The following is a 26,684-nucleotide window of genomic DNA, read 5'->3' as shown; positions in this document are numbered from 1 at the left end:
CCGCGGCGGGGGGTGGCGCGGGCGGGGGGGGGGGGGGGGCCCCGCGGCCCGCCCCCCCCCCCCCCCCCCCCCGGGTTGACGGTCCTCGTCAGTCGAGGCTGGCGCACTGGCCGGTGGCCGGCCCGTGCACCGTGTTGGCCGCCCCGAGGTTGATCGGCGCGGGCGAGTTCCCGGTGCAGGCGAGCGGGCCCCGCACCGTGCTGTCGGCGATGATCGGCTCGACCGTCCCGGTGCCGCCGGTCAGCACGGCCGGCCCGTGGACCTCGGTGTCCACGATGGCCGCGCTGCCCGTCGTACCGGTGACGCTCACCGGGCCGCGCACGGTGCTGTGGTAGAGGTGCACCGCCGCCGCGTTCGACGCCGACACCGGGCCGGAGATCGACGAGTCGATGGCGAGCAGCGTGGCACCCGGGCGGACCGTGACCGGGCCGGAGACGGTCGCCCCGGTCAGGCAGGTGACGCCGGTGACCGTCAGCGGCCCCTTGTGCCGGTCGGAGACGGTCGTGGTGCAGGTCCGCAGCAACTGGTCGAAGCGGGCCCGGGCCACCGCGAAGCTCGGCGCCCAGCCGATCCTGGTCTGTAGCTGGGCGTTGAACTGCGGCAACCGCACCTCACGGGCCGCGGCGATCTCCGCCTCGGTCAGGTGCTCGCTGGGCCGCAGGCCGAAGACGTCGAAACCGCGCGCGATCTCGCTGCCGTAGATCTGGCCGTTGTACCAGTACGCCGACCAGAAGCCGCCGAGCATCAGGGCGGTGGGGCTGATCGGCCCCCGGTCGAAGTAGCCGATCTCGCGCGGGTTGGCCGAGTCGGTGAAGTCCATCAGCGAGATGCCGCCCTGGTACCAGGCCTGGGCCAGGATGTCCCGGCCGGGCACCGGGATCAGCGACCCGTTGTGGGCGACGCAGTTCTCCTGCAGCGTCTGCGGCACCGGCAGCTTGTAGTAGCTGGCGAACCGCATCCTGCCGTCCACGATGTCGAAGATCGCGTTGGCGCCCCACTGGGGCTGGTCGGTCGTACGGCACCGGGCGCCGGTGCCGCCGCCCCACTCGTCGGTGAAGACGACCTTCTTGCCGTCGTTGCTGAGCGTCGCGGAGTGCCAGTACGCGAAGTTCGGGTCGGAGACCTCGTCGACCCGCACCGGGTTCGCCGGGTCGGAGATGTCGATCAGGATCCCGTTGCCCTCACAGGCGCCCGCGGCCAGCCCGAGTTCCGGGTAGGCGGTGATGTCGTGGCAGGCGTCGGTGACCGGCGACGGGCTCCACGTCCCGCCCGACGGGTGCCGCGGCGCGGGCGGCGTGTTCTGCAGGCCGTCGACAGCGCCGGTCTCCGGGTTGGCGAACAGGCGCGGGCCGCTGACGATCGCGGCCTGCTCCGGGTGCGCCACCGGAACCTTGATGACGTCGATCCGCCACCGCGCCGGGTTCTCGCCGGACGCGGGCACGTTGTTGCAGCCGGCCATCGTGCTCGCCGGGCGCACCCCGGCGGTGCCGGAGACGTACACGTAGACGTTCGCGCTGTCGTCCGGATCGGTCACCAGGGTGTGGGTGTGCGAGCCCCGGCAGGTCTGCACGGCCGCGACCTGCACCGGGTTCGCCACGTCGCTGATGTCGAAGACGCGTACCCCCTGGAACCGGGTGCCGGCCGTGGGGTCGGTGCCGCAGTCGACCCGGCCGCGGCTCTCCTCGACCGACATGAAGAGCAGGTCGCCGTGGACCGAGAGGTCGCCCTGCCCGCCCGGGCACACCACGCTGGTGACGAGCGTCGGGTTGGCGGGTCGCGAGATGTCGTAGATGTTGAAGCCGTTGAAGTTGCCCATGAAGGCGTGCTTGCCGCCGAAGGCGAGATCCGAGCCGGCGAAGCCGAAGTCACCCGGGTTGGCCGGGTTGACGAATCCGGCCGGCTTGTCGTGGTGTGCCAGCAGGTCGAGGTTGCTGCTCGCGCTCTGCGCGTCCAGCCATCCCGGGCCGAGACCGATCCGCGGATCCGGTCCGGGCTCCTGGCCGGACGCCGTGCCCGGCAGCGTGGCGATGAGGAGCATGGTCACGGCCGCCGCGCCGAGCACGCGACGTCGGCGGCCTGGTGTGCGATGTGTTCGTTCGGTCATGGGTGTCCTCCGCACGGTGCCCCCACTGGTGGCGGCGTACCTGGTGCGCGCACGCCGCGGTAGTAAGGACCGTACCGCCGGATCGGCCATTTAGGATCATGGACATTTCGCGGTGGGCGCGAAACCGCCGAATCCCGATCCGCTGGTCACGCCCGGTACCATGCCCGGTCCGCCGGTCGGCGTTCGACGCCGGCTCAGCACACGAGGGGACGGAACGTCCGCGTGGTCATCGGAGTGCCTGGCCGGCGTGGGGTGCGACGAGGCGCCGGAGCGGCAGGGCGATGAGCAGGGCCGCCGCGACCAGGAGGCCGCTGACCCACACCGGGCCGAGGTCGCCAGCGCCGGCCGCGAGGGTCGCCGCCGCGAGGACGGGGCCGCCGGCAGCACCGATGTTGAGCGCGGCGGTCGCATACGACCCACCCATGGTTGGGGCGCCCGCTGCCTCGTAGAGCACCCTGGCGATCAGGGTGCTGCCGACCGCGAAGGACAGCGTGCCCTGCACGAGCACGAGGAGCAGAACCGCCACCGGTCGGGCGGCCAGGGTCGCCATCGCGACCCAGCCGAGCAACAGCGACGGACCACCGACGGCGATCACGATGCCCGGACGCCGATCGGAGAGCCGTCCCGCGACGCCGACGCCGACGAAGGACCCGACTCCGAAGAGCACCAGCGCGACCGGGACCCACAGCTCGGCCAGGCCGGCGGTGTCGGTCACGATCGGTGCCAGGTAGGTGAACGTGGCGAAGGTGGCAGCGTTGACGAGGGCGCCGAGCAACATGACCAGGACCAGCCTCGGCAGCACGAGCTGCGCGATCTCGCTCCGGAGCGACGAACCGGCCGGAGCGTCCCGAGGGGTCTGCCCGGCCCGTGCCGGGACGCCCATGACCACGCCGATGGCGGCGGGAAGGCAGAGCAGTGCGACCGCCCAGAAGGTTGCCCGCCAGCCGAGCACCGTGCCGAGCAACGCACCGCCGGGAACGCCGGCGATGGTGGCCACCGTCGTACCCGAGAGCAACACCGCCAGCGCGCGCCCCTTCTGGTCGGTGGCGACGAGCGTGGCCGCCGTGCTCAGCGCCACCGCCAGGAAGCCCGCGTTGGCCAGGGCGGCGACCACCCGGGTGACGAGCAGGACCGCGAAACTCGTCGTGCTGGCCCCCACGACGTGGGCCACGGCGAAGGCCAGCACGAAGCCCAGCAGGCTGGCCCGGGCAGGCCACCAGCGTGCCAGCGCCGCCATCAGTGGCGCGCCGACGATCATCCCGACAGCGAACGCCGAGGTCAGGAGCCCGGCGGCGCCGACCGACACGTCGAGGCTGGCGGCGATGTCCGGCACCAGGCCGGCGAGCATGAACTCAGAGGTACCCATGGCGAAGACCGCCACGGCAAGCAGGTAGAGCGGCAGAGGCATCAGGAACTCCGAGGTGAGAGAGAACGGGGAGACGTCTCGTCACCGCGGTCAGCGCCCGAGGGTGCACGCAGATATCCCATGCAGCGGAGGCTGCTGGGACGCGAACGAGGAACTCAGTGGTGCAGGGGGCTGACGGCGTGACCGAAAGCCCCCACCGTGGCTGCCTCAGGGCTCGACATGGCGCAGACCTTACTCAAACCCACCGGCCGTCACGCAACGGAGTTGTTGTCGTCTCCGCCTTGCCGCGTAGAAACGAGGGTCTGCGCCAGATCGGTCGTGTGACGTATGGTCGCCCGATGGTGCGGTTCCTGGCGCGGCTCCGTCCCGTGATCGTCGTGGGCGGGCAGGCGCTCGCCTGGCTGCTGCTCGCCCTGGACGCGCGCCGGGAATGGAGCGCGATCGGGCTCGTCGTGCTCGTGCTGTCGCTCGGTGCGCTCGCCGCCATACCGGCGGCGTTCGTCGGCTCGCCGAGATTCCTGCTGGCCACCCTGGTGACCCAGACCATCGGGGTCGGCGTCATCGCGCTGGCTCTGCACGACACGCCCGACAAGCGGGCCCTGTGGGCGTACGCCGTGGCGGCTCTCGCGGCGGTGGCCCTGCCGTCCAGCCGGCCGGCGTTCGGCCGGCCGACCGTGATCGGTCTGGGGCTGGCCTTCGTGCTCACCATCGGGGTGTCGGCTCCGGCGCTGGCCTGGGGTGGCCGGCAACCCGACGCGGTGGTGTGCGTGCGGCCGGGAGCGCCGGCCTGGAACCTGGTGCGGGAGAGCCACCGTTTCGACCCGGATCGCGTCATCGCCGGCTTCGGGCACGAGGGGCCACAGGCGGCGTGTGTGGAGGTGCTGTTCGATCCCGGCGCCACCGCCGGTGACGCCGATGACGTCGTTCGCCGCTACGCCAATGACCCGCGGGTGGTCTCGGCCAGCCGGGCGCGCTGAACCGGCACCCCGGCGCTCACCAGAGGGCGCTGTCGAGAATGCGCCGGGGCATCAACTCTCCGCCATGATCCAGCTGCGGTTTCCCGGCATGGCAATCCGCCTCGCCACCGGGAATTCCGAACAATGGAGTCCCGGCCGGGACGGCCTCGACCAGGTCGTCGCCGAACGGCCGGGACGGAACCAGCCGGCCCGGCTATCCGGTCAAAGGGTCACGACTGCGTCCTCGGCAAAGGTGAACAGCCCCGCGTCGAACGTGATCGTCTTCAACTTCGTACCCTTGGGCACGTCGAAGAAGACGTTTGCGCGCACGGTGTTCCCAGGGTTGATCTCGTCGAGGAACCCGCTGGCGTCGTCATTGCCGTACATCCCGGCCGTGCCATCGGGGTCATACTCGCGGCCGGATGCGTCCTGTGCGGTTACCGTCCCGTCGGCGTGGAACAGGTGTGCGGACTTCGTCACGTTCTTCACGGAGATGTTCGCGCGGCAGAACATGCCCTGCGCCTTGCGGTTCAGGAACGAATCACCGACCTGCGAGATCCCGCACTTCATGCTGTTGACGGTGAATTCGAAGTCACCGCCACGAACCTTGTCACCGACGCGATACAGTCTGGGGCCAGCTTCCTTTGTCGGGCTCGGCGCGGCTGGGGCGGCAGCGGGCGAACTGGTGGATGGGGCTGACGCGGACCCAGCAGCGGTCGAGGATGGTTTCGCCGCCGCCTGCGTGGTGGGGCTCGCGCTAGACGACACGCTTGCCGGCTCGGGGTCACCCACGATGACGCCGACCATCCCGACGCCGCAGCAAAGGGCGACCATAGCCCCCACACCGATCAGCGTCGGGATGAGCCACGTCGGCCGCTTCCGAGGTGCGGGCACGGCTGGGTACATGGCCGTCGAAGCATGGCCGAACGGCGCCGACCCGTGGCCGGGCGGGCCGGAGTATGGCTGGTGCTGGCTCGGTTGGCCAGGAGTGGTCATATCTCTTAACCCCACAGGTCGTTAGCGCGGTGATCCGCCGTGCGAGTCCTGTGAACGGTATCCAGCGTGCAATGGCCAATTCGGCAACTGTCCGATTGGCGACGCGCTCTGCAATGGATCGTGGCCGACCAGGCACCCGTAGTCGGTCATAGGCGCCGGTCCGCTATCGAACGGGCAGTGGAGTCCCGACGATCAGCGGACGTCTCTCAAGGCGTTGTGAATGGGGTTTGGTGCCTTGGCGGACGAAAACGGGACCGGTCGTGGCGAGGCCGCCAATCTCGTCTCACACCGAGGATCGGAAGCCTACAATCTTCACGAACCTCGCCCAAGGTTGCGGCGCGAACATCAATGCCGGTCCGTTGGGGTCCTTGGAGTCGCGGACGGCGACGATGCCGGGGAGGTTGGTGGCGACCTCGACACAGGCACCGCCGTTGTCGCCGCTGCGGCTGCTCTTGCGCCAGATGGCGCCGGTCAGGTCAGTCATGCCGCATCTCCCCGGTGATCCTCTTGATCATGTCCTTCGATTCTGCCTCGCCGAGGGCGAGCGCATCCAGCCCTCGCCACACGCGTTCGTAGGCGGTCAACTCGTCGGGCTTGTCGAGGTAGAGCGCCCCGGTCAGCGACTCGCTGTAGACGATTGAGGGTTCAGGGGCGGCCCGACCGCCTTTGGTGGGCGGGAAGTCGAGGATCATGAAGGTGCCCGCAACTGCCCCGGGCTGCGGTCCTGCCGCCAGGGGTAGCACCCGAACGGACACATTCGGCAGTTCAGACAGTTTGAGTAGATGCTCGAGCTGGGAGGTCATCACAGCCGACCCACCGACAGTGCGGCGAAGCACCGCCTCCGACACCACCGATTCCAATCGGGGAGCCGCTGGGAGTCGCCGCATGAGCAGTGCCTGCCGCTGTAGACGCACCTGAACGGCTCGCTCACGCTCGTCGTCGCTGAGTATCCGCCCGAGCCGGAAGAGCGCGTCGGCGTAGCCTTTCGTTTGCAGGATTCCCGGGATCAGCGACTCGTCGAAGCCCCTGAGCCGGGAGGCCGCGGATTCCAGGCCGACATACAACTCGAACCAGCTCGGCACCGCGTCCCCGTACGCGTGCCACCAGCCCTTCGACTTCGTCTCCGCGGCCAGCCCGCGCATCGCCTCGGTCATCTCCGGCGAGACCCCGTACAGCTCGCACATCGCCTTGACGTCGAGCACCCGGACCGGGCCCATGCCGCACTCGAGACGCCAGATCTTCTGCCGGCTGTATTCGAGGGCCTCAGCGGCAGCGTCGAGGGTTACCCCGGCTTCGTTGCGGAACTGGCGCAGCAGCCGGCCAAGCTGCCGGCGCGGCACGGTCGATCCAATCTCCTCGGCCACCGGCACACTCCTTGATTCCATGGCATAACACTGCGTGATGTGCTTCTGCAACACCTACGTGGTTCAACAAAGAAAGTCAATGCACACTGCCGAAATTGCGGCCTGGAACGTTGCGCATCCACTCCGGACTGCCACAGGATGGCCACAGCGCGGCGGCCGGGATCCCCCGAACCGGTCGCCGCCCCCCGACTCACTCCAACTGAGCAGCCCGGTGTCGTGCCGGGATGAGCTGTGCTGCACCCAGGACGAGAAAGGCAGGCTGACATGAGCGTTCGCAACCAGAGGTCGTTCCCAGTTAGCGCCGGGACGACCTACCGCTCCGCCACGTACCGCAGCCTGCTGCCGTGGCAGGTGCGCGAGCGCCGCTTTCCGCCCGCCCGGCTCGGACGCCGCGGCCTGAACCCCGACGACGTGTACGCCTTCCTCGACCGGGTCGCCCTCGACATGACCGCACTCCACGACGCCCTCGCCGAGAGCCGCCGGGAAACCGCGCGGATCAAGCTCGCGCTGCGCACCTGGCAGTCCGACCAGCCCAGCGCCGACCAGGACCCCGCACGATGACCCAGCGGTACGTCATCCACCTGCCCGTGGTCGCCGCTGACCTGCCGGCCGCGCAGCGCCTGGCCCGGGTCATCGGCCGCTGGATGTCCGTGCTGCCGATGACCGACCCGGGGGAGACCACCGTTTCCGAGGAGGACCGGCAGTTCCTCCGTCACCGGGTCTTCTGCGACCTGCGGCTGCCCGGCGGCGGGCGCTGCGTGCTCCGCGACGGTCACGACGGCGAGTGCTCCCGCCGCCTGCGCCGCTGACGCAACCCGACGAACAGTCGAAGCCCGCCTCCGGCCCGGACCGCGCATAGTCTTCAGCAATGAACACACCGGACCTGACACCCCGCGTGCTCGTGATCGGTCTCGATCCGTACCGGGTGCCCGGGCCGTGGGACCCCAAGCCGGTAGCCGACGGCATCGAAGCCGGGCGGACCCGATTCGCCGAGCACGGCGTGGGGGCCGAGTTCTGCTTGTTCGGTCTCGACGGCAGCGACGACATGGCGGCGGTCGTCACCGCTGCCCTTCGCGCCCGGGCTTGGGAGTGCGTCGTCATCGGTGGCGGTGTCCGCAATCAGCTGGACCTGTTCGAGCGCGTGGTAAACCTGGTGCACCGGCATGCTCCCGACGCGGCGATCGCCTTCAACACCACCCCGGCGGACACCTTCGAGGCAGCCGCCCGCTGGGTGGACGTTCCCAAATGATCCGGTGCAGAACGCGGGCCAAGGTCAGCGCGGGCCGGGCGGCCAGGCCCGCATCACCTCGTCAACGACGTCGAGCAGCTGCGCGCGCGGGGCGCCGGCGTTCGACATGGCCGAGAGGCCGTGCCAGACGCACTGGACGTACGCGGTCAGCGCCGCGACGGACGTCGACCGGGGCAGCTCGCCCGTCCGGACCGCCTGCTCGATCCGCTCGCGCAGCGCGTCGGCGTCGGCCTGCTGGAGCCGGGCGACCGTCTGGCGTACGCGATGGTGTCCCGCCCGCCGATCATCATGGCGCTGGTCGTCAGGCACCCGGCCGGTTCGTCCTCGGCGGTGAAGGTGAGTGTCGTGACATGGAGCGTGGCGGTTGACGGCGGGCAGGTCGCCGTCCTCGGGGAGGCGTCACCGCCCGGGACCCCTGGTCGTCGTCCCGGGCGTGATGAGCGACGCGCAGGACTGGAACGCCTTCGTGCGGGCACTCGCTGGCCGCCCCGCGGTGGTGGTCAATCGCCGGGGGCGCGCACCGAGCAGCCCGCAGGGCGAGACGTACACCGTCGAGGTGGAGATGGCGGATCTGCACGCCGTGCTCGACGCGATCCCCGGCCCCAAGGATCTCCTCGGTTGGAGCTACGGCGGGCTCATCGCCGCGGAGACCGCGACCCGGCGGGACGACGTCCGGTCACTCGTGCTCTACGAGCCCGTCTCGCGCCCCTTCGCCGAGCACGTCAGCTCGGCTGTCCGGGATGCCGCGCGGGAAGCCGACCTCGACCGGTTCGTCTCGCCATGCCCCGGGCGCGCCTGACCTGGATGGAGGGGCTCAATCACCTCGCCCATGTCGAGGCACCCGCCGCTCTCGCGGCACACCTGCAGGCGATATCCGCACACGGCGGGCGGTGAACCCGGGCTCGATGGAAATTGAAAGAGAATCCAGGTCGTACCAGCGCGGCCGCGCGCACCGCCGACGACACGCTCCTGTTTCCAGCAGGTGAGTGTCGCCGGCGATGCGCTCCGGCTCGCGCCAGGGCGTGCCTTGCCTATGGAACTAATAGCACTTGACGCCGCTGGACGGGCTGGTCACGTACCATTCGTGCTGCCCGTAACCGGTCCGCTTGGTGTAGCAGTTCTTTTTCGGCCAGTTCCATTGGCAGGCCACCCAGCTGCCGTCGCCGGAGGTCTTCGTGCGGTTGTTCTGGCAGATGTACGTGTTGCCGCTGCCGGTCCACTGCCCCAGCTTGAAGTAGCCGTTGGCCTTGTCGTTCCGGACGTAGATGGCCCGCCGGTCGAACCGGATACACATGGTCGCGTTGTATCCCGATGGGAAGTAGCACTGCATGTTGCTGGCGGTCGCTCCGGACCACACCGTCGACTTCGAGACGTTGGTCCCGTTCTTCCAGTACAGCGACCCGGCGGACGCCGCAGGTGCGGTAACCGTCGCGGAAGCCACCGCCAGCGTGGTTCCCAACAGGGCCGAGCAGGCCACCGAGCGGAGACGTGTCATGGTCTCTCCCTTCCGGGGATTTCGTTCCGGCAGCACCGGCCGGAAACAGCAGATCGATCGCACCCTCGGAACCGTCCACTTGCCACTGTCGTGCGGCTGGATCGGTATCCTCGTGCGGCTGATTCTGGCAGAAGTATTTCGAGGGATGACGATGGCTGACGCAACTTGAGGGAATCTTGAGTTTGAATGCTCAAGCGGTGCTCTGTCTCATATGGTTGTGCAACCACATGAGACGAGGGTGTGCGAGAGCGGCGAACCCGCGGTTCGAGCAGCGAGTGGACCGGAGCGGCGTTGGTGTGGTTCCCGAAGGGCAGCGCAGGTGAGGATGGCTCAGCGACGAACCAGAACCTGAAACCGGAGACCTCGCGGCCACACGCTGGAGCTACGCCCGGCCCGGATCTCGCGGCACGAGTCAGGCGCTGGCGGTGCGGGCGGTGAAGCGTCGGGCGGCCTCGGTGAGCCGGTTCCGCCGGGGATCGGCGGCGAGCGCGGCAAGGCCCGGCAGGTCGACCGGGCGGTCGCCCGGTGCGGTGTCGGCAGCGAGGCTGACCAGGTCAGCCAGGCCCGGCCTGGCTCCGGCGGGCAGCAGCATCGGCAGCGCCGCCGACGTGACCTGCCAGACCGCCTCACGCTCACCGGCCCTGAGCACCTCGGTCAGCGGCTGGACGACCCGCTGCAGCACGACCCGACCGGCGGCGGCGAGGGCACCGAGCTCCGCCCCGATGCCGGCGCTGTCCCAGTCCGGCCGGGCAGCGAGGGTGATCAGCGCGTCTCCGGCCGCCAGCCGTACGGGTTGCCGGTGGTTGGCGAGCACGTACGCCATGATCGACCACATCGCCGGGCCGGGCGGGCCGTCGGCGGCGGCGAGGCCGGTGAGGATCCCGGTGGACAGGTTGCCCCGCTCCACCGCCGCGGCCACGAACGGCTGGAGGTGCGCGGCCATGACCTCCCGGTGCGACGGCGCGATCATCGGCCACAGTGCCAGGTCGCCCGTCCACCGGCTGTGGTTGATCCGCTGGGCCGCGTCGAGCGGCTCGGCAAGTTCGGCCGGCAGGCCGGTCGGGTCCAGCATCGCGACCCGCCGGCCGGACCGGTGCGGCTGGTGGCCGACCTCCTCCACCCAGGTGCGCGGCTCGAACCGGGTGGCCAGCGCCGCGGCGAACCGGCGCCCGCCGGGGGAGACGAGACGCCGTGCGCCCGCCTGGACGACCTCGTCCACCTCGCGCGGCAGCCGCAGGATGGCCTGCGTCAGGTCGGCGTGGCCCGGCTGCCAGCCGTCGTCCTCGGCTGTGCGCAGCAGGTCGAGCACCCGAGCGGGATCGACGTGCCCGGCGACGGTGGCCGGCGTGGCCAGCAGCGCCGGCGGCAGCTCCTTGAGGAGCCGTTCGGCGAGTTCGGTGACCCGGCTTTCCAGGAAGCGCGTCACCGGATGCGGCTCCGCCCACCGGTACGGCGCCTCAGCCGACACGTAGCTGCCGGCGGCGGCGGCGACCACGGCCGGCCACGGTCCGGTCCACTGCGGGACCATCGGCCTCAGCACCCGCTCGGCGGCGGCGCGGTCGCTCCGCGCCGCCCGCACCAGCCCGTCGAGCAGCAACTCGTACCGGACGGGATCGTCGTTGCCCTTGCGGAACACGATCGCCACTTCGCCGGCGAGCGCGCCGAGGTCCAGCGGCGGTGGCATCTCCGCCGGCGGCTCCGCGACGCGCGGCGCAACGGCGACGGGAGCGGGCGGCGCGGCGCCGAGCAGCCCGGCGAGCCGGTGCGCGACCGCGCCGTCGAGCGCCGGCAGTTCGTCCCGCAGCCGGTTCCGGGACTCCGCCGACAGCGCCGGCAGCCCTCGCTCGATCAGGTCGAGGGTGCCCTCGGCGAGTTCGGGCACCGGATGGAACAGCCCGACCACCAGCCCGTCCAGCAGCGGCTCGAGCGGAAGCGTCCGTAGCCACGTCAGATGTGCCCGCACCAGCGTCTTCTCCTGGCGGGCCAGCATGCTTCGGGTGATCTCCAGCACGGCTGCCGGATCCAGCGCGGACACCCGGTGCAGGTCGCGCAGCCCGGCGTACGCGAGGTTCGCGACCGTCGACATCGGTGCGGTCAGCAGGCCGATCAGTTCCTGCCGGTGCCCGGCCAACTCGTCGACCGTCGGTGCCAGTTGCTTGAGCAGATCGAGGTACGGCTGGAGCAGCCCCTTCCGCCCGCCGGCCCGCAACCGGCGCAGGCACCCCGCGATGAGCACCCGCCGGTCGATCCGGCCGCTGGCGGCCAGCTCGAGCAGGGCCGGCGGCCAGTCCCGGCCGGCGACGCCGGTGGCGAAGGCGACGGCCACCCGGTCGTCGTCGAAGAGGTACGGCACCACGTGGTCGAGCCACGGGTCGGCGGCCAGGGCAGCGGCCAGCGACCGGTTGCCCCGCCGCAGCGCCACGTACTGCGCCACGGCGGCGGGCGTGTCCGGCGGCCCGGCACCCACGGCCCGCATGAGCGCCTCGGTGAACGGCCAGTGAGCGGCCCCCCGGATCCGCGAGCCGGACCGGCGCAGCAGGTGCCGGGCCAGGCTGGCAGCCCAGTCGGCGCCGCGCGCCCGGAGCAGGCCGGGCACCATCTCGGCTGACACCCGCAGCGACGGGCCCGCGGACCACGGCCGGTACATCCGCTTGACCGCGTCGGCGACGGTGGGAGCGCAGGCGAGCACGGCCATGGCGAGGGCCGCGTGGCGGCGCTCGTTCAGCTCCCTGGCCTCGTGCATGGCCTGCCACTCCAGTCGCTGCTTCTCGAAGCCACGCTGGCGTTCCTGCCGCTGCGACCGCTGGCGCGCCATGAGCGCCCGGATCCCGGCGAGGTCGCGGGGAATCTCCTCCCCGGGAGCGGTCATGAACACGAAACCGAAGGAGCCCGACGTGGGCAGCTCCGGCTCCGGCTCGGGCTCAGGCGGGGGCAGCACGACCGGCTTCGGCTCGGCGCGGGTCGGCGTGTGCGCCTCCAGCGCCGGCAGCAGGGTGGCCCGCCCGCCGGCGTCCAGACCGGCGAGCGTCTCCCCGAGCGCGTCGAAGTCGGCCGCGTCGATCCGCGCGCACACCTCGCGCCACACGTCACGCACCGCCCGTCACCCCGTTCTCCTCGCTGAACATCGCCGCCACGACGTGCTTGCACGGCCCGCGCAAGCCCTGATGCTCGGCCCACCAGGCGCAGGTGCAGGCGTACCCGGCGCCGCGCCGGTGCACCAGATAGGTGGAACCCCCGGAGGTGACCTCCACGCCCGCGGCGGTCGGCACCACCCCGCCCGCCGCCCCCAGCGCCCGTGCCGCCGCCAGCCGTGGATGCAGCGCGGCCACGAGATCGGCCCGGTAGGGCAGCGGACGGTGGAACGACGACGCCGCCGCGATGTCGTAGCCCACCTGGCCCGCCGTGGCGAGGGCGGCGAGGGCGGCGGTGGCCCGCGTACCGTCCCAGTCCATCCGCTCGGCGACCGACGACCGGTCGACGACCGGGTCGGTGACCAGCAGGGCGTTCAAGGCTTCGGCGTCGGTGTCGGCCGACCCGGCCCCGAGGTCGGCCAGCAGCTGACCGTCCCCGGCGAAGCCGTGCTGCACGGCGGTCGACAGCAGCAGCGTGAACCGGGCCGTGCCGAAGTCGAGCACCCAGCCGCTCACCTGGGCCGGCGCGCCGCTGACCGGCGGCGCGTAGAGGGTGACGGTGCGCGCGAGGGGAAGCAGGGGACGCAGTACCGACAGGCGGTATCCGTCCGCCACGCAGATCGCGCCACGATCCGGCCGGCTCGTGGAGCGCCACCCGGTCGCGGCCGGCAGCAACCACCGCGTCCGCCGGCCGGTACGCGCCGACACCTCGGCCAGCAGCGCCACCGCGCGTCCCGGACGCAGCTCCAACCGGGGGTCCATCGGCAGCGCGTGCGCCGACACCTCGGCCAGCCCGCGCAGCCACCGCTCCGGCAGCGGCACCCGCTTCTCGACCACGCGCCCGTCGAGCGTCGACACGGCGAGCTCGTCCTCGCCGACCGCCAGGCGCACCGGGTCCCCGGCCCCGACGCGGGTCAGCGCGGTGTACAACCCGGGGTTGACGTCCACGTTGGTCACACCGCGGCCCACCGGTGCGCCGTCCAGCTCCTCGGCGGCCAGGTCCAGGCGCCCGTACACGCCGCCGCAGGCCGACAGCGCCTCCAGCCGCAGCCGTTCGCCGTCGCCGGTGACCACCGGATCGCGCCCGCCCGGACTCCGCACCGGCCGGAAGTCGGCGGCCGCGATGTCGGCCAGTGCCAGCAGCCCGCCGGCCACCACCCGGGGCGTACGCACGAAACCGGCGAAGAAGGTCTGCCCGTCGACCCGGTCCGGTGCCGACGTGGCAAGGGCCACCGTGTCGCCGACCACGCCCGACGCGTGCCGGTAGATCCTGGTGTCCACCACGGACGGGCTCGCACTCAATGCTCGATCCTTTCTGAGGTCCCGCCGCGCGGTGTCCGGGAATGGTGCCACGCGCCGCGCAGGCCGCGCTGTCCCCGGCGTCCGTCCACAACACGTCGACGGTGACCCCGGCTCCGGCGGCGAGCGGTACGCGGCAGCTAACCCGACCCGTACGACATTTCCCCGGCGACGAGCACTGTCCGCTCCGCCCCGGCCGGCGGCGGTGAGTGCTCCCGCCGGCCGCGCCGCTGGCCCGACCTCGTCGGGTGCCCGCCGGCGAGCAGGAGCGTCGTCGGCAGGCTGCTGCAACCTGGCCGGCGGCCGGCAGCCGGCGGCGTGGGCCCAGCGGATCGGGCGGCGAGCCGAGGTCGGCGGGTCACCGACGGCAGCGGCAGTCGAGACGGTCGAGCCGTGGTCCTCGGCGCCGGGGTGACGGGCGGGTCCACCGGTCGGCTGACCGTTAGGCTGGCCCTTTCCTGGCCGTGCCACCTGGAGAAACGCCCATGTCCGACAGCGTCTTCGCGCAGTTCACCGCCGACGACGACCAGCTCGCCGTCGCGTTGCTCGTGCAGCCGGCGATCAACGCCGCCCTGGTGCACAACCGGGTGCCGCTGGTCCGCCACCTCACGCTGGTCAACCGGGGCGCCGAGCCGCTGGCGGACGTGACGCTGGCCCTGGAGCTGCTGGGGCCGGACGGCGCGCTCACCGAGCCGTGGACGCGTACCCTCACCGCGCCGCTGCGGCCCGGCGCGAGCACCGGCTGGGACGACTTCCGCGACCTCACCCCGGACCGTGCGCTGCTCTACCGCACCGACGAGGCGTTCCCGGTGGACTACCGCCTCACCGTCGAGGCAGGCGACGAGGAACTGCGGCTGGCCGCGCCGAGTGCGGTGCTCGCGCACAACGAGTGGTTCAACAGCCCGGCCCTCTACGACAGCCTGGCCGCCTTCGTGCAGCCCAACACCCGGGCGGTGGAGGCGGTGCTGCGGTCGGCGGCGCAGCTCCTGCTCGCGCGGACCGGCTCCGGGTCGCTGCAGGGCTACCAGGAGGGCTCGGAGCGGGCGGCGCTGATCGCCGGTGCCGTGTACGAGGCGCTGCGCCGACTGGAGATCACCTACCGGACCCTGCCCGCGTCGTTCGAGAACAGCGGCCAGAAGGTCCGCACCACGGCCGCGGTGCTGGACGGGCGGCTCGGCAACTGCCTCGACCTCTCCGTCACCTACGCCGCGTGCCTGGAGGCGGCGGGCCTGCACCCGCTCGTCTTCATCAGCGAGGGGCACGCCTTCGGCGGCTTCCTGCTGGAGGAGGAGCGGCTCGGCGCGACCGCCGTCACCGAGACGAACCTGCTGATCTCGATGGTCGAGTCGGGCCGGGCGGTGCCGGTCGAGCTGACCCGCATCGGGCCCGGCGCCCAGTCCGCGACGTTCACCGAGGCGGTACGGGTCGGGCTCGGCCACTTCCGCGGCGAGGCGCACCGGCTGCACGGCGTGGTCGACGTCCACCTCGCGCACCGCTCCGGCATCCGCCCGCTGCCGTCGACCGACGAGCTGGCCGCGCCGGTCGAGAGCCAGGCGACCACGGACACCGACACCGCCGCCTCCCTCGACCTGCCGCCGGGTGTCGCCGCCGCCAAGCTGCGCCAGCTCGCCGACGAGGGCGACGAGGTGCCGCAGCCCTCCGACGGCTCGCCGGCGCGCATCCAGCAGTGGCGCAAGTCCCTGCTCGACCTGAGCCTGCGCAACCCGCTGCTCAACCTGCCCAAGCGCGGCCGGGGCCTCGACCTGCACGTGCCGGCCGGCGCCCTCGCGCTGCTCGACGACCTCGTCCACGACGGCCGCCAGGTGCAGGTCATCCCGCAGGACGCCATCAGCCACGTCCACGAGCTGGCCGGGGCGCGCCGGGCGCAGGACCTCGACGCGGAGATCCTCACCCGGGAGCTGCGCACCGACCGCCGGGTCTACGGGGCGGTCACCGAGGCTCGCTACAAGACCGTCATGCGGGCGTTGCAGCGCGAGGCGCGCACGATGGAGCAGGAGACCGGCAGCAACTACCTCTATCTGACCATCGGCACGCTCGTGCACACCAAGACCAGTGGGGGAGAGGCGTACGCGCCGCTGTTCCTACTGCCGGTGCGCATCGAGGGCGGCGCCGGCCGCCGCCCGTACGCGCTGGTGATCGACGGCACCGAGGTGGCCAGCCCCAACCACTGCCTGGTCGAGTGGCTGCGGGTCAAGCACGGCGTACGCATCCGGGAGCTGGAGCAGCCGGTCCTCGACGAGCACGGCATCGACATCGCCAAGACCCTGGCCGCGATCAACACCGGGCTGGTCGACAACCGGCTGAACTACCGCATCGACGAGACGGCCAGCCTGCGGCTGCTGCAGTTCTCGACCTTCCAGATGTGGCGGGACCTCGGCGACCACTGGCCCCGGTTCCTGGAGAACCCGGTCGTGCGGCACCTGGTGGAGTCCTCCGGCGCCACCTTCGACGACCCGGCCCGCCCCGAACCGCAGGTGGAGGTGGCCGTCGACGAGGCGGAGCTGCACCTGCCGATCCCCGCCGACGGCTCCCAGATGCAGGCCATCGTGATGGCCGAGCGCGGCCAGTCCTTCGTCCTGGAGGGACCGCCCGGCACCGGCAAGTCGCAGACCATCACGAACATGATCGCCCGCGCGGTCGCCGCCGGCCGGTCGGTGCTGTTCGTCGCCGAGAAGCAGGCCGCCCTCGAGGTCGTGAAGCGGCGCCTCAAGCAGATCGGCCTCGGACCGTTCGCCCTGGACCTGCACGGGCGCAAGCAGTCGCTCAACGCGATCCGCCAGCAGCTCCGCGACGCCCTCGACCAGTACGACGCCGGCGGCGACGGCGACTGGACGGCCGTCGAGACGGCCTACCGGACCCGCCTCGCCCCGCTGGTCGAGTACCCGGAGCAGGTCCACACCGCCAATCCCGCCGGGATGTCGCTCTGGTCGGCCTACGAGCAGGTCCTCGCGTACGGCGACGGTCCGGCCGCGCCGATCCCGGTGAGCTACCTGCACGCGCCCGGCGAGGTACGCGCCCGGGTGGAGCGGACCCTGCGCGAGTTCCCGGCCGCCGCCCGCTCGGCGCGGGTCCGGCCCGAGCACCCCTGGGCGCTCAGCGGCTGCCGCGACCTCGACGGGCTGCACGCCGCGGCCGTCACCGAGATCGCCGCCGAACTCGAACGACTCCGCGCCGACCTCGACCGCCACCCGCACCTGGTCGGGCTGCTGCGGACGCTGCCCGCCCCGGAGGCCGTCACCGAGCTGCAGGCCGGCGCCTGGCTCGCCGTACGCGGGCTGCTGCCGGACCGGGAGACCACCCGGCGCGCCGGCGACCGGCGGTGGGACGAGGCGGTGGCCCGGCTCCAGGCCGACCTGGCCGCCTTCCACCAGGGCTTCGCCGGTGAGCTGGCCACCTTCCGGCCCGACGTGTACGCCCGCCCGGAGTTGACCGCCTGGCACGCCGAGGCGGAGGAGGCGGCGAAGAAGCTGTTCGGCAAGCGCAAGCGCCGCCAGGCCGTCGTCGACAGGCTGGCCGTCCACCTGGTGGCCGGCGCGACGCTCGACGTCGACCGGGTGGAGGTGACCACCGGCCGGCTGGTCGCCGCGCAGGCGCAGGCCGCCGCGCTGCACCAGCACGCGGTGACGCTGGGCGGCCTGCACCTGCCCGGCTGGCGGCCCACCGACCCCGGCGCGCCGCAGCGGCTGGCCGAGGCGGTCGAGGCGACCCGGGCCGGCCGGGCGCTGCTGGCCCGGCACCCGCAGGCGTGGGAGCTGTTCCAGCGCGGGGTCACCGACGCTGACGCGGCCCTGCTGGACCGGGTCGCCGCCCGGTGGCGGGCCTGGCGTGGCGTGCTGCGCTCCGCGGAGCCCGAGCTGGCGCTGTGGGCCGGCGGTGCGCACTGGGTCGACGCCTGGCAGCGCGACGGCGCGACCTGGCTGCACGACCTGCGCGCCGAGGAGCTGTTCCCGCTGCGCCGCTGGGCCACCGTGCTCACCCACACCGACGTGCTCGCCGCCGCCGGCCTCACCGACTACCGGGACCGGCTGCTGCGCGCCGAGGTGACCGGGCAGCTCGCCGAGGAGGCGTACCGGCGCGGGGTGGCCGCGGCGTCCCTCGCCGAGCGGGTCCGGGCCGGCGGCCTGCAGTACTTCGACCCGGAGCTGCACGACGACGAGATCGCCCAGTTCGAGGCGGCGGCCGGTGAGTTGCGGTCCGCGCTGCCCGAGCGCCTGCCGTCGGTGCTGGTCCGCCGCCGCCCGTTCAGCCCGACCGACCGGCGCGGCCGCTTCGCCGACTTCGCCGCGGAGCTGCGCCGCAAGCGCGGCGGCCGGTCCTTCCGGGAGCTGTTCGAGCTGTACCCGGACGCGGTGCTGGCGCTGACCCCGTGCGTGCTCGTCAGCCCCGCCTCGGCGGCGAACTTCCTGGCCCCGGGAAGCCAGCGCTTCGACCTGGTCATCTTCGACGAGGCGTCGCAGATCCGGGTCGCCGAGGCGATCGGCGCGATGGGTCGCGGCAGCGCCGTGGTGGTCGTCGGCGACTCCCGGCAGATGCCGCCGACCAGCATCATGCAGGCCAGCCACACCACCGACGAGGTCGACGACGGCGACGGCCCGGTCCTGGAGGACCTGGAGAGCATCCTCAGCGAGGCCGTCGAGTCGGGCCTGCCGCAGCGCTGGCTGTCCTGGCACTACCGCAGCCACGACGAGTCGCTGATCGCCTTCTCCAACCGCTACTACTACGACAACAAGCTCTCCAGCCTCCCGTCACCCGGCGCCAGCGGCTCCGCCGGCATCACCTGGCGCCGCGTGGACGGCCAGTACGACCGGGGCGGCTCCCGGACCAACGAGGTCGAGGCGCGGGCGATCCTCGCGGACATCACCCGGCGCCTGCACGACCCGGCCACCCCCGGCCAGTCCATCGGCGTGGTCACCTTCAACATCCAGCAGCGCGACCTCATCCTCAACCTGCTTGAGGACAGCACCGACCCGGTCATCCGCGAGCACCTCTCCGGCGCCGTCCCGGAGCCCATCTTCGTCAAGAACCTGGAGAACGTGCAGGGCGACGAGCGGGACGTGGTCCTGTTCTCGCTGGCGTTCTCCACCAACCCGGAGACCGGCCAGCTCCCGCTGAACTTCGGCCCGCTCAGCCAGGCCGGCGGTGAACGCCGGCTCAACGTGGCCATCACCCGGGCGCGCCGACAGGTCGTGCTCTTCTCGTCGTTCGACCCGTCCGACATCGACCTGGCCCGCACCTCCGCGGTGGGCACCCAGCACCTGCGGGCGTACTGCGAGATGGCCGCCGCCGGCGCGGACCGCCTGGGCGACCTGGCCACCGACCGGACCGAGCGGCGCAGCCGGATCCGCGACGAGGTCGCGGCCGCGCTGCGCGCGCACGGCTACGAGGTACGGACCTCGCACGGACTGTCCGACTTCACGGTGGACATCGCCGTGCGCCGGCCGGGTTCGGATCGCTGGCAGGTGGCCGTCATGCTGGACGGTCCCGACTGGAGCGCCCGCCCGACGGTGGCCGACCGGGACTCCGCGCCGGGCCTGCTCCGGTCGATCATGGGCTGGCCGGAGGTCGTCCGGTTCTGGCTGCCCGCGTGGATCCGCGACCGGTCGGCGCTGCTGCGGCGGGTGGGCGAGGCGGTCGCCCGAGCCGAGGCCGCCGCGGCCGAGCCGGTGGAGGCCGCCGCGCCCGGCAAGGAGGTCGAGCTGCCGTCCCCGCGAACCGGTGCGGAGGCCGGGCCGGCGCCCTGCGCGGAGATGGTGGAGCAGCCGCACTCGACGGACGACGTCGAGTTGTCGCGGCCACCCGCGGCGGAGCAGACCGAACCCGCCGCGGGCGCTCCGCCGCCACCCGTCACCGGCCTGGCCGCCGCGCCGGCACCCGTCGCGATCGCACCGCCGGCGGCCGCCGGCGGCATCGCGGTCAGCCCCTTCGTCCCGTACGCCCCGACGCCGCTCGGTGACCAGAGCGACCTCGACCTGATCGGCGGCGACCAGCGGGTGCGCGGGCTGGTCCGGGAGGCGTTGCGCGAGATCATCGCCGCCGAGGGGCCGATCGAACAGCACCGGCTCGCCCGGCTGGCGCTGGCCCGGTTCGGTTTCCTCCGGACCCGGGAGGACCGACGCGTCGCCGTGCTCGCCCTCGTCGACGCGCGCCGACTCCACGACCACCCCACCGTCGGCCGGTACGCCTGGCCGGAGGGGACGGACCCGCAGACCTACCGCGCGTACCGGGTCACCCAGGCCAGCAACGACCGGGCGTTCGAGGAGATCGCGCCGGAGGAGGTGGCGAACGCGTTCGTGCACGTGCTCCAGGATGTGCCGCGCATCGACGAGGAGCGGCTGCTGCGCGCCGGGCTGGAGCGCCTCGGCTACCGGCGGCGCACCGACAAGATCGAGAAGCTGCTCCGGTACGGCCTCCAGGTCGCCCTGACCAGCGGCCGCCTCCGGTACGACGGGGAAGGGCGCATCACGCTCGGCTGACCGACCGGCAGGCCACCGTCACCATTGCCGCGCCACGGCGGACGACCACGTCGTAGGTAGCGTTGTCCATGTCAGTTCGCCTTGGCGGCGCGGCCGAGACGGACGGCCGAGATGAGGAAGAAGATGCCGCCGGGGATGGCGTAGCCGATCGCGTTGGTCAGCACCGGGTTGTCCGCGGTGGCGGTGGCGATGAACGACCCACCGGCGAGTACGGAGATGCCGCCGCTGATGATCATCGGCCACTGGCCACCCATCCCGCGGCGGGTGACCCCCACGATCAGTTGGACCAGCCCGGCCACCACCGCCCAGGCACCCCACACCCGCAGGGCCGCCGGGATGCCGGATGCGCTGGCCACGGCCAGGCCGACCGCGGCGAGCAGGCTGACCGCGACGTTCACGTACAGCAGCGTGGGCGATCCGGTGGCGCGGGACGCGCGGGCGTCGATGACGGCGGCGGCGACGTCGAACAGCGGGTAGAGCACGAGCAGCGTGACGGCGAGCGGGCCGAGCTGCGTGGCGGTCGTGAACATCACGAGGGCCCAGACGATGGCGAACGCGAAACGGACGAAGTACAGCCGCCGCAGGGTGGACGCCGTCGTCGAGATGCCGGGTGCGGCAACGGTGGTCATGGTCATCCTTTCGGTGGCGAGGGGACCGCGACCCAGCGGGGCCGAGGACTCGAACACCACGAGGTAGAACGAACGTTCTGTCTCGCAAATGATGTCGACCCTGTTCCGGCCTGTCAAGACAGAACGTTCTACCTCTTGGCGATCGGGGTGCGGGACGCCAGGAGCGCGCCCGCGTTCTTCCCGGCCAGGGTGGATGCGTCATCGCGCCTGGCGAAAAGTGCCCGGCGTCGATGAATCGAGGGCAAGACCGAACGTTCTGTCGCTAGCATGGCCTGATGGCACGTAGCGGGACCGGAATCCGGCCGTCCGAGGCGCGGCAGCGACTCCTCGACACGGCGACGAGGATCTTCTACGGGGAGGGGATCCACTCGGTCGGCGTCGACCGGATCATCGCCGAGGCGAAAGTGACCCGGGCCACGTTCTACCGGCACTTCCCCGGCAAGGAGGATCTCGTCCTCGCCTATCTGAAGGTCGCCGATCGGGCCATCCGCGACCAGGTGGACACGGCCGTCACCGCCGGCCTACCGGCGCCCGAGGCCCTCCGGGCCGTTGCCGAGGGGATCGCCCGGGACATCCAGTCCACCGGCTTCCGCGGCTGCGCCTTCCTGAACGCCGTGGCCGAGTATCCCGATCCCGACCACCCCGTGCACCAGGCCGTCCTCGCGCACCGGCAGTGGTTCCTCGACACGATCAACACCTTGCTGGCGGGCATCCGGGAAGCCGAGGCGGAGCCCGCCGCGCGGCACTTCGTCATGCTCCGCGACGGCGCCATGGCGGCCGGCTGCCTCTTCGACCGGGCGCTGATCTCCGAGACCTTCCTCCGCGGCGTCGAGGGACTCATCCGAACCCACGCCGCACCCCAGCCATCCTGAGCGCGTCCCGGCACGGGGTTACGCTCGCGCGGTGGCCTGGACGGGTGGCCAGCTGGGCCGTAACGCCTCGCGCCAGGCCGCGTGCAGCTCGGAGTCGGCCCGGGCCCCTTCCACGACGACATTTGTCCAAGACTGATAGTCGGCAGCCCATGCATCATCCCCCGCATGAGTGAGTACGACGTTGAGCAGCCGCAGGCGATGCATGTGGTCCACGACGGCCCGCGGCAGGCACCGCCGCTGTTGCTCATCCATGGATCGGGGTTCTCGGGCGGCTCCTGGAGTCCGGTGGTCCCGGCACTCGCCGGCTACCACCACGTCATCCGGGTTGACCTCCCGGGCTGCGGCCAGTCCCCGCCCGGGCTGTCATACGACGTGTCCGTGCAGGCGGGCCGGGTGGCGGCGCTGCTCGACGACCTCGGCGTTCGTCGGGTCGCCACGGTCGGGCACTCCAGCGGCGGGTACATCGCCACCGCCCTTGCCGAACAGCGCCCCGACCTGGTGAGGTCGCTCGCGCTGATCAGCACCGGCCCGCGTCCCGATGCGCTCCTTCGGCAGCCGGTCCTTCTTCGGGTCCTGTTGGCCCCGCCTCTCGGCCCACTGCTCTGGTTGAGGCGTTCGGACGCGATGATCCGCAGGGGGATAAGCGTGACGTGCGCTCGCCCCGTGGAGGTCCCCGACGACCTAGTCGCCGACCTACGAAGCACCACGTACCGGGCGATGAGGACGGTGCTGCGCCGCAACACCGCGTACATCGCGGAGCGAAGCGTGCCCGAGCGTCTCGCCGCCCTCGATGTCCCCGTGCTGGTGATCTTCGGTACCGCCGACCCCCGCTGGGAGCCGTCGTCGGCACACCAGTACGACACGGTGCCGAACGCGCGGGTCGAGCTGCTGCCCGGTGTCGGGCACATACCCATGCTCGAGGCCCCCGAGATGACCAGCGAACTGCTGCTGGGCTTCACGGCAACGGCCGCTGACACCCTGCCCGTGATCCCTCAGACATAGACTGGTCACATGCTGCCGACCGGGACGCCACCCGACTGGGCGTCGGTGGAGATCGCAGTCCCGCGCCCGTCAGCTCGGCTGCCGGGGACCAGCATGGCCGGGTTCCGCCAACGTGGCCCCGCCCTGGCGGACATCGCCATGGTCGCGCACCCAGCCGTCACCCTGCTCATCGACCTGAGCGAGGGGGAAGGCCTCGCCTACGACACCCCTGGCCGGCACGGGCGCGGCAGTGTCGTCGTCGGGCTCCTCCCCGGCAATCTTCGGGCAAGTGGCCGGGGGATCGGCGAGTGCCTCCAGATCCGGCTGGAGCCGGCCGCGGCGGCTGCGGTGCTCGGCGCATCGACCGAACTCAGCGGGACGGTGGTATCCCTGGAAGATGTCTGGGGCCGCGATGCCGAGCGAGTCGAGGACAAGCTGCGCGCCGCCGCGTCATGGGACGAACGGTTCACGATCGCGAAGGAAATCCTCGGCCGACGGCTGGGCGCCCGCCCACCGGTCGATCCGGAGGTCGCCTACACCTGGCGGCGGACGCTCACCAGCCGGGGGCGGGTACGGGTCGACGCCCTGGCGGACCAGGTCGGCTGGAGCCGCAAGCGCCTGTGGTCCCGCTTCCGGTCCCAGCTCGGCATCACACCCAAACGCGCCGCCCAACTGGTGCGGTTCGACCACGCCGCCCACCTTCTCGCGACGGGACACGCCCCCGCCAGCGTTGCCACCGAGAGCGGCTACGTCGACCAGTCCCACCTCCACCGCGAGGTCAAGGCGTTCACTGGGCTTACACCCACGGCCGTGGCCGTCGCACCGTGGCTCGCGATTGACGACGTTGCGTGGCCGGCTTCATCGCCAACCCGGAGCCCTGGAACGGGTCGCGAACGCATCCCCGACCGTCGTTGAACAGCCTGCCCGCGGACCTACCACCAGCCGCCTTCGAAGCCCGCTACGATCCCACCGAACACCGGCTGACCCAGCCGGAAACCCGACCCAGCTAGCCGCTACCAAACCCGGGGGGTTCAGACCGATTCGTCACCGCGTCCCGAGTCGGTCTTGAGCCGGTCTCGCGCGTGTCTATCACCTCAGTAGTCCAGAAGGAGAGGCTGACGGTGCTCGATAGCGGTCTCGGCCAGGTCGAGCATGACCGCTAGGCCGAACCGCGCGAGGTCCTCCACCGTCGGATCCTCTGTGAACAGCCCGCGCCGCAACTCGGCAGGGTCGTACCCGGCAAGAAGGCCGGTGCGCTCGGCAAGCAGGCACAGCTCCGCGGCCAGCCGGTCAACCGAACCCATCCGGGTCGGCTGACCCGTCGGCCGGGACGCCTCGATAACGATCGGATCCGTGCCGAGCGGCAACCACCACTCCACCCCGGACAGTAGGGTGAGGTAGCGCTCGGGCTGGGCCGAGGCCGCCTGGTATGCGGGAGCGTCGGCAAACTCACGCGGGCTGTCCGGCTTTTCCCAGGGGCTCGGCTGCAGGTCCGGCCGCTCGTCGTACGCGGCGAGCAGCAGCACGGCGCCGAATCCGTCCCAATCCGGCTTGTCGGTCCAGTACGGCTGGGTCGCGCCCTCCGGCCAGTCCACCGGCCCGCCGAGCGCCTCGCCGAGCCACTGCTGCCATTCCCGTACGGCGTGCTGCACCACCTCCGGGTCGGTCTCGTGATCCTCCTCCTGCGCCCGGATGACCCGCACGGCGAATCCGTCCTGTGCGCCGATCTGCTGTGTGATGGTCAGCCAGTCGCTCAGGTGGTAGCGGGTCAACGGTCCGACGTAGAGATCAAGGCCCATGAGGGCATTCTTGCCTACGGCGCCGTGCTTCCCCGCGCTGGCCGGCCGAGTCCTTGAGCCATTTTCATCCTGCACAGCGGTTGGCTCCGACGGGGCGCAGAACGAGGATGGCCCGCACGATCGCGGTGGTGCGGTGGGCAACCGCGTGCCTCGTCCGACGGCCCCGTCTGACCGACGACCTCGCGGCCTCGACGGATGACCGGAGACGGTTCACCGGCGCCCGCCAAGGCATGCCAGACCGTGCGGCGCAGCAGAGGGCGCAGGCCAGGCGCCTCCGCGACCGACACCGGCCGCCTCGGCGGGTCGTCGCCGTCATAGGGTGATCGGCCCACCACTGTGGCCGGTGCGCTACCGGCGGGCGGCAGCGCTGTGCTGGCGTGCCGATTCGTAGAGCACGACGGTCGCGGCGGCCGCCGCGTTCAGGGAGCTGGCGGCCCCGGACATCGGGACCCGGACGAGCTGGTCGCGGGCCTCACGCCAGCCGACGCTGGGCCGGTCGACGCCAGGCGGGAACGGTGACGACGTTCCGCGGTGGGCTCGGTCGTGGGCCGCCGGGCCGGGAGCGGCGGCCGTCTCGGTGGTCGCCTCCGCCACCATGATCACAGGGTGGCACCGGTGCGGCGACACGTAGGCGGCGTCCTGCTCGGTGCAGCGCTCGCCTGCCTGGCCGCGCCGGCGCCGGTCGCCCGGCGCCCGCGCGGCCCGCCTACGGGAGCGGTGTTCGCCCCGCAGGCGTCGCGTCAGACCTTGCTCGCCGCGCTGCGCGCGACCGCGACCAGCTGTTCCTTGTCGTCGGCGGCACCGTGAACGAACACCAGCACGTACTTTCCACCGACCTCCTTGACCCCCGCGACGGTACCGACACCGTCCTTGGCGCCGAAGGCCGCGGCTTCACCCACGCCGGACACCGGCTCGCCGGCCGCGCCCTCCAACGCCGCGCGGACGTTCGCCTCGGCACTGCCGCTTTTCGGGCCGACGGAGGTACCGACGGTGAGGAACAGCTCCCCGCCGTCGGACACGTCGCAGGAGTACGTGGTCACACTGCCCGCGCTCGTCACCGGGTCGTTCTCCTGCACGCGAGGTGCACTCACCTCGAACAGGGTCGGCAACAGCTCGGTGTCGACCAGCGGGCACGCCGCGGCCGGGAGTGCGGCAGCGGGCGCCGACGCCGTGGCCGCGGCGCTCGAACCCGTGGTCTCCGGCACGACTGACTCCTCAGCGCCGTCGTCGGTGCCGCAACCGGCAACCATTCCGAGCGCGAGCGCTACGCCGCCCGTCACGAGCGTCTTACGCAGGGTCAATCGGATCATCGTCTTCCTCACCTCAATCTCGGCCCGCCCCGGGTTGGCGGCGGGCCGTCCGATGCCACGGATGCGCCCGCCCAGGGGGAGTCGGCGATCCGACGCCGATCCGCCACCGGAGATATCAGTGCGAGGCGGACCGGTCATGGCGCAGGAGTCAATCAGCAGGTCAGACGATGTGTCCAAGACCATCCAGCGGAGCCTCTGATAGCCATTCGCATATCGGCCCTGATCGGGGGCGATCGACCGACGACGCGTCGAGGTGTTGATCACACGCACGGGCCACTGCTCTCCTCCAGAGGATCGACGGTCGATGTGGGTGGCCTTACCCGAGGATCCACGGTCGCCACGTGGTGTGGGGCGCTCCGGCGACCGGCTCGGGAGTCGGAGCGCAGCGCAGGCGCCCGTCACCGGGGCCGGCTGTCGGCCGGGTCGAGTGAGAAGAGCTGCTCTGTAAGCTCCTGGCCAAGCTCCGCTGCTGCCCCGACGTGCCACCACGATCGTCCCGGCCAACCTCGTCCTACATCACGTCCAGACCAGCCGAAACACACGATGGAATGTGCTTTGTGTAGATCTCCATGGTGATCGCGAACTGCGCGTGGAGGATCTGCATCGCCACCCGAGGGTGCACGTCCAGGCCGGCCAGGA

At 72.0% G+C, this 26,684-nt stretch carries 22 protein-coding genes and 1 pseudogene; 10 read left to right on the top strand and 13 right to left on the bottom strand.

All coding sequences use genetic code 11. The features are described from left to right. Positions 1–88 precede the first annotated feature (88 nt). Positions 89–2,038: an LVIVD repeat-containing protein gene (locus SM577_RS26980; RefSeq protein WP_474588317.1), complete on the bottom strand. Its 1,950-nt coding sequence runs from the start codon at positions 2,036–2,038 to the stop codon at positions 89–91. A gap of 292 nt (positions 2,039–2,330) precedes the next feature. Beyond that, positions 2,331–3,512, bottom strand: coding sequence for a Cmx/CmrA family chloramphenicol efflux MFS transporter (locus SM577_RS26975; RefSeq protein ID WP_474588284.1), 1,182 nt, complete (start codon positions 3,510–3,512; stop codon positions 2,331–2,333). A gap of 296 nt (positions 3,513–3,808) precedes the next feature. Here SM577_RS26975 and SM577_RS26970 point away from each other — a divergent pair, with 296 nt between their 5' ends. Further along, a complete protein-coding gene (locus SM577_RS26970) occupies positions 3,809–4,447 on the top strand; it encodes a hypothetical protein (protein ID WP_474588283.1) in 639 nt (212 codons plus the stop codon). Positions 4,448–4,648: 201 nt separating this feature from the next. Here the strand turns inward: SM577_RS26970 and SM577_RS26965 are convergent, their stop codons facing one another. From SM577_RS26965 to SM577_RS26955, 3 genes are all read right to left on the bottom strand, one after another. Further along, positions 4,649–5,332 carry a DUF4352 domain-containing protein gene (locus SM577_RS26965; RefSeq protein ID WP_302919775.1) on the bottom strand — a complete coding sequence of 228 codons (684 nt, stop codon included), beginning with the start codon at positions 5,330–5,332 and terminating at the stop codon, positions 4,649–4,651. A gap of 373 nt (positions 5,333–5,705) precedes the next feature. Then, positions 5,706–5,906: a DUF397 domain-containing protein gene (locus SM577_RS26960; RefSeq protein WP_302919774.1), complete on the bottom strand. Its 201-nt coding sequence runs from the start codon at positions 5,904–5,906 to the stop codon at positions 5,706–5,708. After that, a complete protein-coding gene (locus tag SM577_RS26955) occupies positions 5,899–6,786 on the bottom strand; it encodes a helix-turn-helix domain-containing protein (RefSeq protein ID WP_302919773.1) in 888 nt (295 codons plus the stop codon). The genes SM577_RS26960 and SM577_RS26955 overlap by 8 nt, the downstream gene beginning before the upstream one ends. 264 nt (positions 6,787–7,050) lie before the next feature. Here SM577_RS26955 and SM577_RS26950 point away from each other — a divergent pair, with 264 nt between their 5' ends. The 3 genes from SM577_RS26950 to SM577_RS26940 are packed head-to-tail and all read left to right on the top strand — an operon-like array spanning position 7,051 to position 8,035. After that, positions 7,051–7,347, top strand: coding sequence for a DivIVA domain-containing protein (locus tag SM577_RS26950; RefSeq protein WP_302919772.1), 297 nt, complete (start codon positions 7,051–7,053; stop codon positions 7,345–7,347). Continuing rightward, entirely contained in the window at positions 7,344–7,595 is a 252-nt protein-coding gene (locus SM577_RS26945) for a hypothetical protein (protein ID WP_302919771.1), read from the top strand. The genes SM577_RS26950 and SM577_RS26945 overlap by 4 nt, the downstream gene beginning before the upstream one ends. 59 nt (positions 7,596–7,654) lie before the next feature. Continuing rightward, positions 7,655–8,035 (top strand): hypothetical protein, encoded by a 381-nt coding sequence (locus SM577_RS26940; RefSeq protein WP_474588282.1) that lies wholly within the window; start codon positions 7,655–7,657, stop codon positions 8,033–8,035. A 24-nt stretch (positions 8,036–8,059) separates the two neighbouring features. On the opposite strand, the gene SM577_RS26935 is transcribed toward SM577_RS26940, so the two are convergent. Continuing rightward, entirely contained in the window at positions 8,060–8,344 is a 285-nt protein-coding gene (locus SM577_RS26935; protein WP_474588281.1) for a hypothetical protein, read from the bottom strand. Between the two features lie 55 nt (positions 8,345–8,399). On the opposite strand from SM577_RS26935, the gene SM577_RS26930 reads away from it, so the two are divergent. Then, complete coding sequence (locus tag SM577_RS26930; RefSeq protein ID WP_474588280.1) at positions 8,400–8,834, top strand: alpha/beta fold hydrolase; 435 nt, start codon at positions 8,400–8,402, stop codon at positions 8,832–8,834. Between the two features lie 240 nt (positions 8,835–9,074). Here the strand turns inward: SM577_RS26930 and SM577_RS26925 are convergent, their stop codons facing one another. Beyond that, positions 9,075–9,329 carry a hypothetical protein gene (locus tag SM577_RS26925; RefSeq protein WP_302919768.1) on the bottom strand — a complete coding sequence of 85 codons (255 nt, stop codon included), beginning with the start codon at positions 9,327–9,329 and terminating at the stop codon, positions 9,075–9,077. A 34-nt stretch (positions 9,330–9,363) separates the two neighbouring features. On the opposite strand from SM577_RS26925, the gene SM577_RS26920 reads away from it, so the two are divergent. Further along, complete coding sequence (locus tag SM577_RS26920) at positions 9,364–9,699, top strand: hypothetical protein (protein ID WP_302919767.1); 336 nt, start codon at positions 9,364–9,366, stop codon at positions 9,697–9,699. 243 nt (positions 9,700–9,942) lie between these two features. On the opposite strand, the gene SM577_RS26915 is transcribed toward SM577_RS26920, so the two are convergent. Together SM577_RS26915 and SM577_RS26910 are read right to left on the bottom strand one after the other, a co-directional pair. Further along, positions 9,943–12,624, bottom strand: coding sequence for a DUF6493 family protein (locus tag SM577_RS26915; RefSeq protein ID WP_474588279.1), 2,682 nt, complete (start codon positions 12,622–12,624; stop codon positions 9,943–9,945). After that, the gene (locus SM577_RS26910; RefSeq protein ID WP_474588278.1) at positions 12,617–13,963 is read right to left on the bottom strand and encodes an SWIM zinc finger family protein; all 1,347 of its coding nucleotides are present in this window, start codon (positions 13,961–13,963) and stop codon (positions 12,617–12,619) included. Before SM577_RS26910 ends, SM577_RS26915 begins: the two co-directional genes overlap by 8 nt. A gap of 482 nt (positions 13,964–14,445) precedes the next feature. On the opposite strand from SM577_RS26910, the gene SM577_RS26905 reads away from it, so the two are divergent. Further along, positions 14,446–20,454 carry a DUF4011 domain-containing protein gene (locus SM577_RS26905; RefSeq protein WP_474588277.1) on the top strand — a complete coding sequence of 2,003 codons (6,009 nt, stop codon included), beginning with the start codon at positions 14,446–14,448 and terminating at the stop codon, positions 20,452–20,454. 71 nt (positions 20,455–20,525) lie between these two features. Here SM577_RS26905 and SM577_RS26900 read toward each other — a convergent pair whose 3' ends face one another. After that, positions 20,526–21,083, bottom strand: coding sequence for a hypothetical protein (locus tag SM577_RS26900; protein WP_474588276.1), 558 nt, complete (start codon positions 21,081–21,083; stop codon positions 20,526–20,528). A gap of 275 nt (positions 21,084–21,358) precedes the next feature. Here SM577_RS26900 and SM577_RS26895 point away from each other — a divergent pair, with 275 nt between their 5' ends. The 3 genes from SM577_RS26895 to SM577_RS26885 all read left to right on the top strand — a co-directional run bounded on the left by SM577_RS26895 (position 21,359) and on the right by SM577_RS26885 (position 23,851). Continuing rightward, positions 21,359–21,955 carry a TetR/AcrR family transcriptional regulator gene (locus SM577_RS26895; RefSeq protein WP_474580944.1) on the top strand — a complete coding sequence of 199 codons (597 nt, stop codon included), beginning with the start codon at positions 21,359–21,361 and terminating at the stop codon, positions 21,953–21,955. A gap of 165 nt (positions 21,956–22,120) precedes the next feature. Beyond that, complete coding sequence (locus SM577_RS26890) at positions 22,121–22,957, top strand: alpha/beta fold hydrolase (protein WP_474588275.1); 837 nt, start codon at positions 22,121–22,123, stop codon at positions 22,955–22,957. 9 nt (positions 22,958–22,966) lie between these two features. Further along, positions 22,967–23,851 (top strand): helix-turn-helix domain-containing protein, encoded by an 885-nt coding sequence (locus tag SM577_RS26885; protein WP_474588274.1) that lies wholly within the window; start codon positions 22,967–22,969, stop codon positions 23,849–23,851. A gap of 179 nt (positions 23,852–24,030) precedes the next feature. Here the strand turns inward: SM577_RS26885 and SM577_RS26880 are convergent, their stop codons facing one another. From SM577_RS26880 to SM577_RS26870, 3 genes and pseudogenes are all read right to left on the bottom strand, one after another. Further along, positions 24,031–24,735, bottom strand: coding sequence for a hypothetical protein (locus tag SM577_RS26880; protein WP_474580941.1), 705 nt, complete (start codon positions 24,733–24,735; stop codon positions 24,031–24,033). A gap of 348 nt (positions 24,736–25,083) precedes the next feature. Beyond that, positions 25,084–25,224 (bottom strand): annotated as a pseudogene (locus tag SM577_RS26875) (rRNA methyltransferase); the annotation flags it as partial. A gap of 251 nt (positions 25,225–25,475) precedes the next feature. Further along, positions 25,476–26,315: a hypothetical protein gene (locus tag SM577_RS26870; protein WP_474588273.1), complete on the bottom strand. Its 840-nt coding sequence runs from the start codon at positions 26,313–26,315 to the stop codon at positions 25,476–25,478. Positions 26,316–26,684: the final 369 nt, after the last annotated feature.

The sequence above is a fragment of the Micromonospora desertarenae genome, from assembly GCF_056150265.1.
The sequence above is the reverse complement of the archived record's forward strand: the minus strand, read 5'-3'. Positions and strand labels throughout refer to the sequence as shown.